Origin of the sequence: Kitasatospora sp. NPDC091207 (assembly GCF_044768625.1) — a bacterium.
Taxonomy (GTDB): Bacteria; Actinomycetota; Actinomycetes; order Streptomycetales; family Streptomycetaceae; genus Kitasatospora.
This window is the reverse complement of record NZ_JBIVVS010000023.1, coordinates 88,992-106,553: the sequence shown is the minus strand read 5'-3', so window position 1 is coordinate 106,553 and position 17,562 is coordinate 88,992. Positions and strand designations below refer to the sequence as shown.

General features: G+C 74.3%; 5 protein-coding genes. 4 read left to right on the top strand and 1 reads right to left on the bottom strand.

Annotated elements, in window-relative coordinates:
• The first annotated feature begins 52 nt into the window (after positions 1–52).
• The 4 genes from ACIQTO_RS29875 (at position 53) to ACIQTO_RS29860 (ending at position 15,411) form a co-directional block, all read left to right on the top strand.
• A complete protein-coding gene (locus tag ACIQTO_RS29875; RefSeq protein WP_402394418.1) occupies positions 53–1,084 on the top strand; it encodes a TauD/TfdA family dioxygenase in 1,032 nt (343 codons plus the stop codon).
• Positions 1,071–7,568 carry an amino acid adenylation domain-containing protein gene (locus tag ACIQTO_RS29870; protein ID WP_402394415.1) on the top strand — a complete coding sequence of 2,166 codons (6,498 nt, stop codon included), beginning with the start codon at positions 1,071–1,073 and terminating at the stop codon, positions 7,566–7,568. The genes ACIQTO_RS29875 and ACIQTO_RS29870 overlap by 14 nt, the downstream gene beginning before the upstream one ends.
• Positions 7,565–14,785, top strand: coding sequence for an amino acid adenylation domain-containing protein (locus ACIQTO_RS29865; RefSeq protein WP_402394412.1), 7,221 nt, complete (start codon positions 7,565–7,567; stop codon positions 14,783–14,785). The genes ACIQTO_RS29870 and ACIQTO_RS29865 overlap by 4 nt, the downstream gene beginning before the upstream one ends.
• Positions 14,786–15,063: 278 nt before the next feature.
• Positions 15,064–15,411, top strand: a complete 348-nt coding sequence (locus ACIQTO_RS29860) for a hypothetical protein (protein WP_402394409.1) — start codon at positions 15,064–15,066, stop codon at positions 15,409–15,411.
• Between the two features lie 753 nt (positions 15,412–16,164).
• On the opposite strand, the gene ACIQTO_RS29855 is transcribed toward ACIQTO_RS29860, so the two are convergent.
• A complete protein-coding gene (locus ACIQTO_RS29855; RefSeq protein ID WP_402394407.1) occupies positions 16,165–17,508 on the bottom strand; it encodes a tetratricopeptide repeat protein in 1,344 nt (447 codons plus the stop codon).
• Positions 17,509–17,562: the final 54 nt, after the last annotated feature.

The window sequence follows — 17,562 nt, the reverse complement described above, 5'->3', positions numbered from 1 at the left end:
CTGCCGGTTGTTCTCTCGAAGGGTCGTGGCCCGGGCGACGACGCTGAGGCGCATGACTGCGAACCCCTCCATCCGGCCCGTGCCGGCGGACCGAGCCCGGGAGAACGGCGCGGGCTCCGTCCTCCCCCTGACGGTGCCGGCCGACACTCCCGGCACGCCCCTGGCCGCGTACCTCTCGGCCGCCCGACCGTTCGTCCGCGGCCGGCTGCTCGAACACGGCGCGGTCCTGCTGCGCGGGTTCGACGTCGGCGGCGTGGACGGGTTCGAGGCGGCGGTGCGGGCGGTGTCCGGCTCCCCCCTCGCCTACGCCGAGCGGTCCTCGCCGCGCAGCACCATCAAGGGGCAGGTGTACACCTCGACCGACTACCCGCCGAACGAGGAGATCTTCCTCCACAACGAGAACTCCTACCAGGCGGACTGGCCGCTGACCCTCTTCTTCCACTGCGTCGAGCCGCCGGAGACGCTCGGCGCCACCCCGCTCGCCGACACCCGCCGGGTCTACCGGGCGATCGACCCCGCCGTCCGGGAGGAGTTCGCCGCCCGCGGCTGGATGGTGGTGCGCAACTTCTCGGACGGCTTCGGCGTGCCGTGGCAGCAGGCCTTCAACACCTCCGACCGCGCCGAGGTGGACGCGTACTGCGCCCGCAACGGCGTCGCCACCGAGTGGACCGCGGACGGCCTGCGCACCCGCGCCCGCCGCGAGGCGGTCCACCGCCACCCGGTGACCGGGGAGACGGTGTGGTTCAACCACCTCGCCTTCTTCCACGTGACCACGCTCGGCGAGGAGGTGAGCGCCGCGCTGCGGGAGATGTACGACGAGGAGCAGCTGCCGACCAACACCTACTACGGCGACGGCCGGCCGGTCCCGGACGACGTCGTGGCGCACCTGCGTGCCTGCTACCGCGCCGAGTGGCGGCGCTTCGACTGGCAGCGGGACGACGTCCTGCTCGTGGACAACATGCTGTCGGCGCACGCCCGCGAGCCGTTCACCGGCCCGCGCCGGATCGCCGTGGCCATGGCCGAGCCGTACTCGGCCGTCGTGAACCCCGACTCGCGCCTGGAGACCTCCGATGCCCACCGGTGACAGCGGCCTGCCGCTCTCGTTCGCCCAGGAACAGCTCTGGTTCCTGGACCAGCTCCGCTCCGGCGCCTCCACCGAGTACCTGATGTGCGAGGCGTTCCGGATCCGCGGCCCGCTCGACCTGCCGGTGCTGGAGGCGGCGTTCGGCGAGATCGCCGCGCGGCACGAGGTGCTGCGCACGCGCTACGGCACCGAGGGCGGCACCGGGGTGCAGTACGTCGACGAGCCCGGCCCCGTGCCGCTCGCCCAGGTCGACCTGACCGCACCGGCGGCGGCCGACCGCGAGGCGCGGCTGGCCGAGCTGCACGCCGCCGAGCTGCGCACCCCGATCGACCTGCGCACCCGGGCGCCCTGGCGGCTGACCCTGGCCCGGCTCGCCGAGGAGGAGGCCGTCCTGCTGGTGACGGTCCATCACATCGCCTTCGACGGCTGGTCCTGGGGCCTGCTGGCGCGCGAGCTGCACGAGCTCTGCACCGCCTTCGCGGCCGGCCGGCCCTCGCCGCTGGAGCCGGTCCCGGTGCAGTACGCCGACTTCGCGCAGTGGCAGCGCGACACCTGGGCCGCCGACCCCGAGCGGGAGGAGCGGCGGCGCGGCTACTGGCGGGAGCGGCTGGCGGGGCTGGAGCCGCTGGAGCTGCCCACCGACCGCCGGCGCCCGGCCCGTTGGGACCCGGCCGGGGACAGCGTCCCGTTCACCGTGCCGGCGGAGCTGGCGCGGCGGCTGGCCGCGCTCGGCCAGGAGGGCGGCGCGACCCCGTTCATGGTGCACCTGGCCGCGTTCCAGCTGCTGCTCGCGCGCTGGTCCGGCCGGCCCGACGTGGCGGTCGGCGTGTCGGTCTCCGACCGCAACGAAGTCGCCCTGGAGCCGCTGGTCGGCATGTTCCTCAACACCGTGGTGCTGCGGACCGACCTGTCCGGCCGCGGGTCCTTCCTGGACCTGCTGGCGCGGGTCCGCGAGACCACCCTGGACGCCTACGAGCACCAGGACGTGCCGTTCGGCTGGGTGGTGGCCGACCTCGCCCCCGAGCGGGACCTCTCCCGCAACCCGGTGTTCCAGGTCGGGTTCGCGCTGCACAACGCCGAGCGCCGCCCGCTGCGGCTGCCCGGGCTGGACGTCACGAAGGTCGGGACGGCCACCGAGCACTCCGCCTTCGACCTCTCGCTGCACCTGTCCGAACTCCCCGACGGCTCGTTCGCGGCCCGGCTCATCTACCCCACCGCGCTGTTCGACCGGGCCCGCGTCGAGCGGATGGCGGCGAGCCTGCTGCGGCTGCTCGCGGGCATCGCCGACCGTCCGGCCGCCCCCGCGTACGCGCTGGAGACCGTGCCCGACGCGGAGCTGGCGGCCCTGGCCCGCTGGAACCGCACCGAGACCGAACGCCCGGGGCGGTCGCTGGCCGAACTGTTCTTCGCGCAGGCCCTGGCCACCCCGGACGCGGTCGCCGTGGTGTCCGGCGCGCGGGAGACCGACTACGCCGGCCTCGCCGACCGGGTCCGCCGGCTCGCCGGCCTGCTGCGCTCGCGCGGCGTCGGCCTGGAGAGCGCCGTCGGCGTCGCGCTGCACCGCGGCACCGACCTGGTCACCACCCTCCTCGCGGTGCTGACCGCGGGCGGGGTCTACGTGCCGCTGGCCCCGGAACAGCCGGCCGACCGGCTGGCCCACCTGGTCGCCGACGCCGGGGTGAGCCTGCTGGTCACCGAGGCCGCCCTGCTCGGACAGCTGCCCGAGCACCCGAACACGCTCGTGCTCGACCCCGCCCGCTCCTTCGAGGCGGCGGACGCCCCGGGCCTCGACCCCGTCGGCGCGGTCGGCACCGAGGCCGCCTACGTGATGTACACCTCCGGCTCCACCGGCCTGCCCAAGGGCGTGGTCGTCCCGGAGGCCGCGATCCGCAACCGCGTGCTCTGGTCGGTGGAGCGCTACGGTCTGGGCCCCGGTGACCGGGTGCTGCAGAAGACCACCATCGGCTTCGACGCCGCCGTCTGGGAGTTCCTCTCCCCGCTGGTCTGCGGGGCCACCGTGGTGACCGGCCCGCGGGACGCCCACCGCGACCCGGCGGTGATGGCCCGCGCCGTCGCCGAGCACCGGGTCACCGTGCTCCAGGGCGTGCCCTCGATGCTGCGCCTGCTGCTGGACGAGCCGGCGCTGGCCGACTGCGACGCGCTGCGCGTGGTCTGCTCGGCGGGCGAGCCGCTGCCCGCCGAGCTCTGCGCCCGGCTGCGCCGGATCGTCGACGTCGAGGTGGTCAACACCTACGGCCCCACCGAGTGCGCCATCGACTCCACCGCCTGGCCCTACGACCCGGCCGAGTCCGGGGAGCAGGTGCCGATCGGCCTGCCGCTGCCCAATGTGCGCACCTATGTGGTGGACGCCGAGGACCGGCTGGTGCCCGTCGGCGTGGTCGGCGAGCTGTGCGTCGGCGGCATCGGGCTCGCCCGCGGCTACGCCGGCCGCGGCGACCTCACGGCCGACCGGTTCGTCCCCGATCCCTTCGCCACCGTCCCCGGCGCCCGCCGCTACCGCACCGGAGACCTGGTGCGCCGCCGCGCGGACGGCGCCCTGGAGTACGTCGGACGCGTCGACGACCAGGTCAAGATCGGCGGCGTGCGGATCGAGCCCGGCGAGATCGAGGCCCTGCTGGGGACCCACCCCTCGGTGGCCGCCGCCGTGGTCGTCGCCCAGCGCTCCGGCACCGGCGACACCCGGCTGACCGCCTACGTGGTGGCCGCCGCCGGCGCCCGGACCGAACCGGAGGTGCTCCGCGCCCACCTGGCGGCCGGGCTGCCGGAGGCCATGGTGCCGTCCGCCGTCGTCACGCTCGACGAACTGCCGCTCACGCCCAACGGCAAGGTGGACCGCCGCCGGCTGCCCGCCGCCACCGAGGCGGAGCGGCCGGCCGAGACGGCCTGGGAGGCCCCGCGCACCGACGCCGAGCGGACCGTCGCCGCGCTGATGGCCGAGGTGCTGGACGTCGAACGGGTCGGCGCGCAGGACGACTTCTTCCTGCTCGGCGGGTACTCGCTGCTCGCGATCAAGCTGGTGCTGCGGCTGCGGCGCGCCTTCGGCATCGAGCTGACCGTCGGCGAGCTGTTCCACGCGCCGACCGTCGCCGGGCTGGCCGCCCGGATCGCCGGCGTCGCCGGCACCGGGGCGCCGAGCACCGAGGACGCCGTCCGCCCGGTGGGCCGCGACCGCCCGCTGCCGCTCTCCTTCGGCCAGCAGCGGATGTGGTTCCTCGACCAACTGGAGCCCGGGAGCCACGAGTACGTCGTCCCGCTGGCGCTGCGGCTGACCGGTCCGCTCGACACCGGGGCGCTGCGCGGCGCGCTGGACGCGCTCTCCGCCCGGCACGAGGTGCTGCGCACCCGGTACCGGGACGAGGGCGGCGATCCGGTCCAGATCATCGACCCCGCCGGTCCGGTCGACTTCACCCTGACCGACCTGACCGACCTGACCGACCTGACCGACCTGACCGACCTGACCGGCTCGGCGGACCTGACCGGCTCGGCGGGCGGCACCGACGCCGAGGCGCGGGCCCGCGCCCTGGTCGACGAGCTGGCCCGCTCGCCGTTCGACCTGGCCCTGGACCACCCGCTGCGGGCCACCCTGATCCGCACCGCCCCCGAGGACCACCTGCTCGTCCTGACCCTGCACCACATCGCTTTCGACGCCTGGTCGACCAACGTCTACCTGCGCGAACTGGACCTCGCCTACCGGTCCTTCACCGAGGGCGCGCCGGCCCTGCCGGCCCCTGAGCCGGTCCAGTACGCGGACTTCGCCCACTGGCAGCGCGAGCAGCGGGACGCCGGCCGGCTGGACCACCAACTCGCCTACTGGCGCGACCGCCTGGGCGGTCTGACACCCGTCGAGCTGCCCACCGACCGGGTCCGCGCCGCGGTCCGCGACTCCCGCGGCGGCAATGTGGTCGTCGAGGTCGCGCCGGAGGTCGGCCGGGCGGTCACCGAACTGGCCGGCCGGCACGGCGCCACCCCGTTCATGGTGCTGCTCGCGGTGTTCCAGGTGATGCTGCGGCGCTACACCGGTCTCGACGACCTCGCGGTGGGCACCCCGGTCGCCGGGCGGACCCGCCAGGAGACCGAGGAGCTGGTCGGGTTCTTCACCAACAACCTGGTGATCCGCAACGACCTGGGCGGCAACCCGGCCTTCACCGACCTGCTGGACCACGTCCGCGGCTCGGTGCTCGACGCCTTCGCCCACCAGGACGTGCCGTTCGAGCACCTGGTCGACGCGCTGCGGCCGGACCGGGACCTCTCCCGCAATCCGCTGTTCCAGGTCATGTTCGAGCACCAGCACCTGGCAGGCGTCCCCGCCCGGCTCGGCGCGGCCGCCGTGGAGCCCGTCCGGGCCGGCCTGGAGATCGCCAAGTTCGACCTCACCGTGACCGTCAAGGAGCGCGGCGGCCGGATGTACTGCTGGTTCGAGTACGCGACCGCGCTCTTCGACCGGTCCACCGTTGAACGGATGGCGGGCCACTACCTGACCCTGATCGGCAGCGTCGCCGCCACCCCCGGCGCGCGGATCGGCGACCTCGGCATGCTCACCGACGCCGAGCGGCACACCGCCCTCACCCGCTGGGCCGATCCGGCGGGCGACCGGACCGCCGCGCTCGACCCGGTGGCGGAGCACGGGCTCACCGTGCCGGAGCTCTTCGCCCGGCAGGCCCGGCGGACCCCGGACGCGATCGCCGTGGTCTTCGGCGAGCAGCGGCTGAGCTACGCCGAACTCGACGCGCGGGCCGACCGGTTCGCCGCCCGTCTGCGCTCCCTCGGGGTCACCGCGGAGACCGTCGTCGGCTCGCTGCTGGAGCGCGGGGTCGAAGCGGTGGTGGTGCTGCTCGCGGTGCTCAAGGCCGGCGGCCTGTACGTGCCGTTCGACCCGCAGCACCCGGCGGATCGGCTGGACTTCATGCTCGCCGACGCCGGCCCGGAGCTGGTGGTCACCACCGGCGCGTTCGCCGAGCGGCTGACCGGGCCCCACCGCGTGGTGCTCGCGGACGGGACCGACGCCCCGGCCGACGTCACGGCCGGGCCGGAGCCCGTCCGGATCCACCCGGAGAACCTCGCCTACGTCATCTACACCTCCGGCTCGACCGGCCGCCCCAAGGGCGTGATGATCGAGCACCGCTCGTACGCCCACCACTGCCGGGTGATCGCCGACCAGTACGGCATCGCGCCCGGCGAGCGGGTGGTGCTGCTCTCCGCGCTCACCTTCGACGTGGCGATGGACCAGATCGCCGCGACCCTGGTCGCGGGCGCCACCGTCGTGGTGGCCGACCCGGTGTTCTGGACCCCCGCCGAGCTGCCCGCCAAGCTCGCCGAGCACGGCGTCACCATCGTCGAGATCACCCCCTCCTACTACCGGGCCGTCCTGGAGTCCCCCGACCTGCCCCTGCTGAGCGGGCTGAAGCTGATGAACGTCGGCAGCGACGTGGTCACCGGCCTCGACGCGCGGCGCTGGGCGCAGACCGGCCTGCCGGCCCGCTTCCTGTGCAACTACGGTCCGACCGAGGCCACCGTCACCTGCCTGCTGCACCCGGTCTCCGAGGTGCCGGCCGAGGGGGACGAGGCCTCGGCCCTGCCGCTCGGACGGCCCGTCCCCGGCACCCGCGCCCACATCCTGGACGCCGACCAGCGGCCCGTGCCGGTGGGCGTGCCCGGCGAGCTGTACCTGGGCGGCGTCCGGCTGGCGCGCGGCTACCACCGGCGCCCGGAGCTGACCGCGGAGCGGTTCGTGCCCGACCCCTTCGCCGAGGAGCCCGGCCGGCGCCTGTACCGGACCGGCGACCTCGCCCGCCACCGGCCGGACGGCACCATCGAGTTCCTCGGCCGGATCGACCAGCAGGTCAAGGTCCGCGGCCTGCGCATCGAACTCGGCGAGATCGAGGCGGCCCTGGCCCGCCACCCCGCCCTCCAGGAGGCGGTGGTGACCGCGCCGGAGACCGCCCCGGGCGAACGCCGGCTGGCCGCCTACCTGGTGGCCCGGCCCGGCAGCCCGATGCCCGACGTCGCCGAACTGCGCGGCCACCTGCGGGCGCTGCTCCCCGAGTACATGATCCCCGCGGTCTGGGTGCCGCTCGACGCGCTCCCGCTGACCGCCAGCAAGAAGGTCGACCGCAAGGCGCTGCCCGACGCCTCCGCCGCCCTGGCCGGCGGCGCCCGCGAGCACCTGGCCCCGCGCGACCCCGCCGAGGAGGCGGTCGCCGCGATCTGGAGCGAGGTGCTGGGCGTGGAGCGGATCGGCGTCCAGGACGACTTCTTCGCCCTGGGCGGGCACTCGCTGCTCGCCACCCGGGTCCTGGCCCGGCTCCGCGAGGCGTTCGCCGTCGAGCTGCCGCTGCGCCTGCTGTTCGAAGCCACCACGGTGGCCCGGCTCACCGAGGCGGTGACCGACGCCGTCGAGGCCGAGATCACCGCGCTCACCGACGAGGAAGTGGCGGGCCTGCTCGCCGAGGAGGGGCACCGATGACCGACACCAAGGACCGCGCCCGGCTGCGGCAGGAGCTGCTCCGCCGGCGACTCGCCGGCCGGGCCGTCGCCCCGGCCGAGGGCATCGGCCGGGCACCGCGCGGCGGACCGCTTCCGCTCTCCTCCGCCCAGCGCCGGCTCTGGATCCTCGACCGGCTCCAGCCCGGCAGCACCGAGTACCTGGTGACGGCCTCGCTGCGGCTGCGCGGCCCGCTCGACCGGGCCGCGCTGCACACCGCGCTCGACGGGATCCAGCACCGGCACGAAGTCCTGCGGACCAGGTACCCGGTGGTGGACGGCGAACCCGTCCAGGTCATCGACGCGCCGGGCGCCGTCCCGCTCGCCGAGGAGGACCTCACCGCCGTCGACCGGGCGGCCGCGAACGCCCGGCTGGCCGACCTGGCCACCGGCGCGCGCCGCCCGGTGGACCTCGCCGAGGGCCCCGTGTTCGCCGCGGTGCTCGCCCGGCTCGCCCCGCGGGAGCACGTCCTCCTGCTGACCGTGCACCACATCGCGTGCGACGGCTGGTCCGAGGACCTGCTGGTGCGCGAACTCGCCGAGCGCTACGACGACGCCGTCGCCGGGCGCCCGGCCCGCACCCCGGAACTCCCGGTGCAGTACGCCGACTACGCCGTCTGGCAGCGCGAGCGGCTCTCCGACGGGGCGCTGCGGCGCCGGCTCGACCACTGGACCGAGCGGCTGGCCGGACTGGCGCCGCTGGAACTGCCCACCGACCGGCCCCGCCCGCCGGTGCGCGACGCGGCCGGCGCCCTGGTGCCGCTGGCCGTCCCGGCCGACACCGCCGGGCGGCTGACGGCACTCGCCCGGGAACACGGCGCCACCCCGTTCATGGCCCTGCTGGCCGCCCACGCCGTCCTGCTCGGCCGCTGGAGCGGGCAGCGCGACGTCGCCGTGGGCTCCCCGGTGGCCGGGCGCGACCGCGCCGAGGTGCAGGACCTCGTCGGCCTGTTCCTCAACACCCTGGTGCTCCGGGTCGACCTCACCGGCCGGCCCACCTTCGCCGAGCTGCTGCGGCAGGTCCGGGAGAGCGCCCTGGACGCCTACGGGCACCAGGAGGTGCCCTTCGAGCGGCTGGTCGAGGAGCTGGCGCCCGAGCGCGACCCGGCCCGCACCCCGCTCTTCTCCTCGATGCTGCTGTGGCAGGACGCGGCCGGCGCCCCGGCGCCCGCGGCCATGGGCGGCCTGACGCCGGAGCGGCTGCCGGTCGGCGAGAGCACCGCCAAGTTCGACCTCACCGTGGGCCTGGCCGAACAGCCGGACGGCTCGCTCGCGGGCAGCGTCAACTACGCCACCGCGCTGTTCGACCGGGCGACCGCCGAGCGGTTCGCCGCCCAGTTCGCCCGCCTGCTGGAGAGCGCCGTCACCACGCCCGACGCCCCGCTCGACGAGCTGGAGATCCTCCCCCGGGAGGAGCGCGAGCGCCAGCTCCTCACCTGGAACGCCACCGGCCGCGGCTACCCCACCGGCACCCTGCCGCTGCTGTTCGAGGCCCAGGCCGCCCGGACCCCGAACGCGGCCGCGGTGCGGTTCGAGGGCGTCGACCTCACCTACCGCGAACTCGACGTCCGGGCCAACCTGCTCGCCCACCACCTGCGCACCCTCGGCGTCGGCCCGGAGTCCGTGGTCGGCGTCTGCCTGCACCGCGGCGCCGACCTCGTGGTGGCGCTGCTCGCGGTGCTCAAGGCCGGCGGCGCGTACCTGCCGCTCGACCCGGACTACCCGGCGGACCGGCTCGCCTTCATGCTCGCCGACTCCGGCGCCCGCGCCGTGGTCACCGACCCGGGGCTCACACCGCTGGTCGCCGGCCGCACCCCGCACCTGGTGGACATCACCGCCGAACTGCCCGGCGGCTGGAGCCACGACCCGGTCTTCGCGGCGGCCCCCGAACACCCGGCCTACCTGATCTACACCTCGGGCTCGACCGGCCGCCCCAAGGGCGTCCTGGTCGAGCACCGGGCCATCGTCAACCGGCTGCACTGGATGCAGGAGGCCTACGGACTCGACGCCACCGACCGGGTGCTGCAGAAGACCCCGTACAGCTTCGACGTCTCGGTGTGGGAGTTCTTCTGGCCGCTGATCACCGGCGCCACCCTGGTGATGGCCCGCCCCGGCGGCCACCGCGACCCCGCCTACCTCGCCGACCTGATCGACGACGAGGCGATCACCACCCTGCACTTCGTCCCGTCGATGCTGCGGGCCTTCCTCGCCGAGCCGCTGCGGCCGCTGCCCTCGGTGCGCCGCATGGTGTGCAGCGGCGAGGCCCTGCCCGGCGACCTGGTCACCGCCGTCCACGAGCGGATCGGCTGCGAGCTGCACAACCTGTACGGACCCACCGAGGCCGCGGTCGACGTCACCGCGGTCCGCTGCGAGCCCGGCCGGCCCGTCACCATCGGCCGTCCGATCTCCAACACCCGCGCCTACATCCTGGACGCCGCGCTGCGCCCGCTGCCGATCGGGGTGCCCGGCGAACTCCTGCTCGGCGGCGTCCAACTGGCCCGCGGCTACCTCGACCGGCCCGGCCTCACCGCCGACCGCTTCGTGCCCGACCCCTTCGCCACCGCCCCCGGCGGGCGGCTCTACCGCACCGGCGACCTCGCCCGGTACCGGGCGGACGGCGAGATCGAGTACCTCGGCCGGCTCGACCACCAGGTGAAGATCCGCGGCCAGCGGGTCGAACTCGGCGAGATCGAGGCGGTGCTGGCACAGGCCCCCGGCGTCACGGCCGCGGCCGTCGCCGTCCACGACGAGCAGCTCGTCGGCTACCTGGTGCCGGCCGCGGCCGACGTCGAGGCGGCCCGCGAGCACCTGCGCGGGCGGCTGCCGGAGCACATGCGGCCGGTGCACTGGACGACGCTGGAGACCCTGCCGCTGACCCCCAGCGGCAAGACCGACCGCAAGGCGCTGCCCGCACCCGACCGGACCCGCTCCGAGCTGGTCGGCGCGTTCGTCGCCCCGCGCGACGCGATCGAACAGACCCTCGCGGACGCCTTCGCCGCCGCCCTCGGCGTCGACCAGGTCGGCGTGCACGACGGCTTCTTCCAGCTCGGCGGCGACTCGATGCGGGCCATCCGGGCCGTCGGCGCGCTGCGCGACCAGGGGCTGGCCCTCTCCGTCCAGGACGTCTTCGCCCGGCAGACCGTCGCCGAACTGGCCCCGCTGGCGGCCGGCCGGCCGGCCGCCGCACCGGTGGAGACCGCCCTGGTCGGCCGGTTCGAGCTGCTCGCCCCGGGCGACCGCGCACGCCTCCCCGAGGGCCTGGTCGACGCCTACCCGATGGGCCAGGTCCAGGTCGGCATGGTCTACGAGCTTCTGGCCGATCCCGAGCGCAACACCTACCAGAACGTCAGCACCTTCCAGATCGTCGACGACGGCCCGTTCTCCGCCGAGGCGCTCAACGGCGCGGTACGCCTGCTGCTGGAGCGGCACGAGATCCTGCGCACCTCCTTCGACCTCTCCGGGTACTCCGAACCGCTCCAACTCGTGCACGCCGCCGACGGCCTCCACCTGGAGATCGGCGTGGACGACCTGCGCGGCCTGCCGGCCGAGGAGCAGCAGGCGGTCGTCCGGCGCTTCCGCGCCGAGGCCCAGCGCACCCCGTTCGACATCGGGCGCGCCCCGCTGCTGCGCTACCACGCCCACCTGGTCGGCGACCGGGAGTGGCTGCTCACCCACGTCGAGTGCCACGCCATCCTGGACGGCTGGAGCCACCACTCCGTCATCGGCGAGCTGCGGGCCGGCTACCGGGAGCTGGCCGCCGGCACCGGCGCCCCCGCCGCCGCGCCGCCGGAGGTCCGCTACGCCGACTTCATCCAGCTGGAGAAGCAGGCCCTGGCCTCCGCGGCCGACCGCGAGTTCTGGCGCGGGCGGATCACCGGCCGCGACCGGCTCCGGCTGCCCGCCGACAGCGCCCCGGCCGAGGCGCACCTGCCCGCCACCGAGGTACGGCTGCCCTGGGCCGCGCTGGAGCCGAGGCTGCGCCGGCTCGCCGCCGACACCCAGAGCTCGCTCAAGACCGTCCTCTACACCGCCCACCTCACGGTGCTCGGTCTGCTCAGCGGCCAGCGCCGGTTCTTCGCCGGCGCGGTGACCAACGGCCGGCCCGAGCTGCCGGGCGGCGACCGGGTGCGCGGCATGTACCTCAACACCGTGCCGTTCGCCGTCGACCTGCGGGCACCGAGCTGGCGCGAGCTGGTGCGCTCGGTGTTCGCCGAGGAACTCGCCCTGTGGCCGCACCGCCGCTACCCGCTGCCCGCGATGCAGCGCGAGTGGGGCGGCGGCGAGCCGCTGGTCGAGGTGGTCTTCGCCTACCTGGACTTCCACGTCCTCGACGAGCACCGGGCGGACATCGGCACCGTCACCGACCACAGCCCGAACGAGTTCACCTTCGACGTCTGGACCTTCCCCGGCGAGCTGCGGATGACCTGCCGCCCCGGCTGGGTCGGCCGCGAGCGGCTGGCGGCGATCGGCGAGACCTTCCTGGCCGTGCTCACCGCGATGGCCGAGGACGCCGACGCGGACCCGCGGGCGTTCCGGGCGCCCGCCCTGGACCGGCTGACCGCCGAGGCCCCCGCCACCCGCCCGCTGCCCGAGGTCTGCGTGCCCGAGCTGCTCGCGGCCCGGGCCGACCCCGGGGCGATCGCCCTGGAGGACGCCGAACGGCGGCTGACCTACCGGGAGGTGGACACCGGCAGCAACCAGCTGGCCCACCTGCTGCGCGGCCTCGGCGTCGGCCCCGAGACCCCGGTCGCGATCTGCCTGGACCGCGGCATCGAAGCGGTGCTGGCCATGCTCGGCGTCCTCAAGGCGGGCGGCTACTACGTCCCGCTCGACCCCGCCTACCCGGACGCGCGGATCGGCTACGTCCTGGACGACGTCCGCGCCGAGGTGGTGATCTGCCACCCGCGGGACACCGAGCGCTTCGCGCGGATCGCCGACCTGCGTTGCGTCCCCCTGGACGCGCGGTGGTCCGGTCTCGCCGTCCTCCCCGAGACCCCGGTCGAGGCGGGCACCCACCCCGACAACCTGGCCTACGTCACCTACACCTCCGGCTCCACCGGCCGGCCCAAGGGCGTCCAGGTCACCCACCGGGCCGTGGTCCGGCTGGTGCACGACCCCAACTACGCCGACCTCGACCCCGGCCAGGTGCTCCTGCTGCACGCGCCGCTCGCCTTCGACGCCTCCACCCTGGAGGTGTGGGGGGCGCTGGGCAACGGCGCCCGGCTCGCCGTCTGCCCGCCCGGGGCGACCACCGCCGCCGAACTGGCCGAGGTGATCCGCCGGCACCGGGTGACGCTGCTCTGGCTCACCGCCGGCCTCTTCCAGCACATGGTGGAGACCGAACCGGAGGTGCTGGCCGAGGTGCGGCAGGTGCTCGCCGGCGGCGACGCGCTCTCACCCGCGCACGTGCGGACCGCCGTCGGGCACGGCGTGGCGCTGACCAACGGGTACGGCCCCACCGAGTGCACCACCTTCAGCACGGCGCTGCGCGGGGTCACCGCGGCCGACGCCGACCGCGGGGTGCCGATCGGCGTGCCGATCACCGACACCCGCGTCCTGGTCGTCGACGACGACCTCGACCCGGTGCCGTTCGGCGTGGCCGGCGAACTGCTGGTCGGCGGCGCCGGGCTCGCCCGCGGCTACCTCGGCCGCCCCGACCTCACCGCGGACCGCTTCGTGCCGGACCCGTCCGGCACCGACCCCGGGGCACGGTTCTACCGCACCGGGGACATCGTCCGCCGCGACCCCGACGGGACGCTGTCCTTCGTCGGCCGGCGCGACAACCAGGTGAAGATCCGGGGCCACCGGGTGGAGCTCGCCGAGGTGGAGGCCATGATCGGCGGACTCGCGCCGGTCCGGTCCGCCGCGGCCGCCGTCCACCCCGGACCGGACGGCCACAAGCGCCTGGTCGGCTACGTCGTCCTCGAACCCGGGACCGGCCCGCTGGACGTCGCCGTGCTGCGCGAGCAGCTCCGCCGGCGGGTGCCCGACTACCTGGTGCCCGGGGCCTGGGTGGAACTGCCCGCCCTCCCGCTCACCGCCCACGGGAAGATCGACCGGGCCGCGCTGCCCGCGCCCACCGGGGCAGCCCCGGCCACGGCCTCCACCGCCCCGCGCACCCCCGCCGAGCGGGCCGTCGCCGAGGTCTGGGCCGAGGTGCTCGGCATCGAACAGGTCGGGGTCGACGACGACTTCTACCTGCTCGGCGGGCACTCGCTGGCCATCCTGCGGATCACCGCCCTGCTGCGCGAACGGCACGGCATCGAGCTGACCGTACGCTCCTTCGTCGCGGACCCCACCGTCGCCGGACTGGCGGCGGCCGTCGACGCGGCGGAGGCCGGCGAACCGGTGGAGTCGCTGCTCTGGCTCCGCCGGGAGGGCGGCAGGCCGCCGCTGTTCCTCGTCCACCCCGGCGGCGGCAGCGCCCACTGGTACCGCCCGCTGGTGCCCCACCTCGACCCGGACCAGCCGGTCGCGGCCTTCGCCTGGCCCGGCCTCCAGGCCGAGCACGGCGGCCCCGTCCCCTCCACCGAGCAGATGGCGGAGCGCTACCTGGCCGAACTGCGGGCCGCGGCGCCGCACGGCCCGTACCGGCTGTTCGGCTGGTGCGGCGGCAGCGGCATCACCAGCGAACTGGCCCACCGGCTGACCGCCGAGGGCGAGGAGGTCACCTTCCTCCTGCTCGACCCGGGGCTGGACAACCACGAGCGGCCCGAGCTGTGGAAGGAGTACCGGCTGATCGAGAGCTGCGTGGCGAAGCTGACCGAGCTGGCCGCCGCGCCGCCCGGGCAGGACACCTCCGTGCTCCGGAAGGAGACCCTGGCGCTGCTCGAACACCTGGTGGACGACGTCGACCCGGAGGTCGGGATCGTGCTGCCGGAACACGGCGCCGGCGAGGTGTGGCTGCCGTCCGCGAAGATGTGGCGCGAGGTCATGGAGATGTGCCTGACGTACCGTCACCGCACGTACGGAGGGCGCCTGCACCTGATCGCCAGCGACGAACTCGCCGACGGCGAGCACGAGGTGGCCTCCGGCCAGGACTTCGAGGAGTACCTGGCCCGCTGGCAGGAGCTCACCGGCGACGTCGCCCTGCACCGGATCCCCGGTGACCACTTCGGCGTCATGAAGCCACCCCACCTCGGCCGCCTGGCCGAGACCATCACCACCATCCTCGCCGGGAACGGGGAGGCCACCGGCTGACGACAGCTCATCGGAAGGGCGGGGCGCAGTGTGCGCCCCGCCCTTCCGATGTCGGGTCGGCGAGCGGGCAGCGAATTCCGCCGAGATCGACAACCCGCTCGGCAGTTCCGGCTGACGAAACCCCGCCGTCGGCAGGCCGCCGACGGCGGGGGATCCCCGGATCCCGGGAAGCGGCCGTCCGATCGTCGGGCCCACCGGAAGGGCTGGCCGCGCAGTGGTGGTCAGCCGTTGGCCGAGGCCGGAACGAGCTGTCACGCCTGGAGATCACCCGTGAGACCGTGCTCGCGCTGGCGGCAGAGGACGAAGCGGAACCCGCCGCCGACGCGGTCCTGACCTCACCGGCCTACCGCCGGATCCTGGCCGCCTTCGAGCGCACCGCGCACGGAGTTCGCGCCAAGGACCTCTGCCAGGCCCTTGATGCCGCGCTGGAACCGAAGCAGATCGAAGGCATGCGCGCCAAGCTTAAGCGCCTCGTCGCCCGAAGCATCCTGACCGAACCCGAGCCTGGCCCGTTCACCCTGCCCCGCCCGAAGAGACGACGTAGCCACCGTCCCACGGCATCCGGAGAAGAATCAGGCGAAGGCTCATATATCATCCTCTCTGGCTTCCGGTCCGGGGTTGGATGAGGCGGGCCGCTTGGCCGAGATCCGCGCGCGCATCGTCTCGTGCTTCTCGTGCACTGCCGCCTTGCGCTCGTCTGAGGCGATGCGCTCTCGCTCGGTCTTGTTGTCCATGTGCGCCTTTGCTACGACGCCGAACGTCGTTGCCGCCGTCCCGATGGCTCCGGTAGCGAGGAGTTCGCTCCAAACCTCGGGCTCAGCCTGCCTCTTCAAGGATGCAGAGGGGGATTGAAAGGCTGGTTGCTCGTGAGCCAGAGGTCCGCTATCCGCGACGCGCCCCTGCAAGATGCCGCGACGCATGCTGCTCAACCGTCCGCGGACCTCCTCGGGCCGCCGAAGGGCCTGCGGGCCTGCCATCGCCGAGGCATCAGCGGTGCACGGGGCCACGTTGCTCCTGGGCGCGCGCCGAGGCAGGCCCAGAGTGGCCGGAGGCGCCGAGCGCGGTCGGATTCGCTGCCTCGTTTGCCAGGCTCGCCACTTCTCCATGCGAGCGTTCAGCGATGCACCGCCAGCTATTGGGTGCTGGGTCTCCAACTCCGACATACCGTCAGCTTAGGTCGTGGGTCGAACGAGCGGCCTCGAATCGACGAAGAGCTCCCGGTGCGAAGACCGAGGGCTGACCGAGGAGGGCCGGGGACGCTCAGCGTCGCCGCCGGGCAAGGCGACGACTCATGACCACGGACATCGACCACCAGACCATCACCTTGGCGCGCTGTCGGTGCGGAGTGAAACCGCCATCATGCCTCACAATGCCCTCTCTCAGATCGGGCGGCCTGCTCTGATGAGCCGGGCTCGGTCCAGCAGCTCACGGACGTGGGGGTTTCGCCGGTGCGGCAGGGTAGCCGAGAGCATCGCGCGGAAGCGGTCGTCGGCCCGGCCGGACTGGACGTGCGGGAAGTCGTCCAGGGCGAGGCCCCAGCTCTGGACGGCCTCCTCCAGCCGTCCGGCTTCGAGCTGCCACTCGGCGATCATCGCGCGATGACGGACGCGGGCCCGGCGGTAGACCGGCGGCCGGACTTTCTCGGAGTGCTGGAGTGCGCGGATCGCGCCTTCGCGGTCGCCGAGCTCGTAGGTGACCTGGCCGACGTGGTACGAGAGCGAGGCGGGGTCGTAGGAGCCATGGGCCTTGGCCTTGGACTCGGCCTGCTCCATGGCGATCTCGGCGGCGTGGAGCATGGCCAGCGCTCCGGAGCGGTCGCCGGTCTGTGCGAGGGCGTGGGCCTGCTGGCCGGCGAGGAACGCCCGCATCCTGGGACCGGCCTCGGGCGAAGCGGCCGCCGCGGCGGCGGCGTACCGCAGGGCGGCGGCGCTGTGGCCGAGTTCGACGGCCTGGACGCTCATGCCGCGCAGGGTCGTGCAGTAGGTGAGGTGGTCGCCGGCAGCCAGCGCCAGTTCGAGCGCCTTGGTGTAGTAGTTCTGGCCGAGCCTGTCCAGGCGTTCGTCCACCGCCATGTAGCCGGTCAGGTAGAGGTGGTCCGCAGCAGCGGACAGCATCGCCTTTCGGACCTCGGTGGTGGCGGTGGCACGGAGGTAGGGGGCGATGTTGTTGACCATGAAGGCCGCGGCCATCGGACGGGCCGTCCGGCCACCGAACTGGTCGTCGATCTCGCTGATCCGCTCGGTCATGGCGGTCACGCCTTCGACCTCTGCCATGCCGATCCGGGTGTGCGGGTCGGCCTTCAGCCTCTCGAACCGCCCGATGTGGTCCGGCCAGCCGGGGATGGTGAGGGCAACCGAGTACAGGCCCGCCCCGAGCACACCCCTGCGCGATGGGTCCATGTCCATGCTCCCCAGGTCGATCAGTCCCGCCACCGTATCCATGGAGGTGGGCCGCACGTCGGGCTGATCGGCGAAACCGGCCTCGAACACGGTGACCGGACGCGCCAGGCGGCGGGTCAGCGTCTCAAGTACCACCCGCTGATACTTCGCCATCGGACGGGTGCCCGAGAGCCAGTGGGAGACGGCCGACTCGTCGTACTTCAGCTTGAACCCGGCCTCGGTGCCGGCCCGGTTGACCGCGCGGGCGAACTCGCCGTTGCTTGCCCATCGGCATTCGGCGATCAGTGCGGCGAGCCTGCGGTTCGGTGTCCGTTCGCGTGCCATCAGCCCCCCGAGTGCCAGGTTTCAAGGGTTTCAGAGATCACTGATGTTTCTACC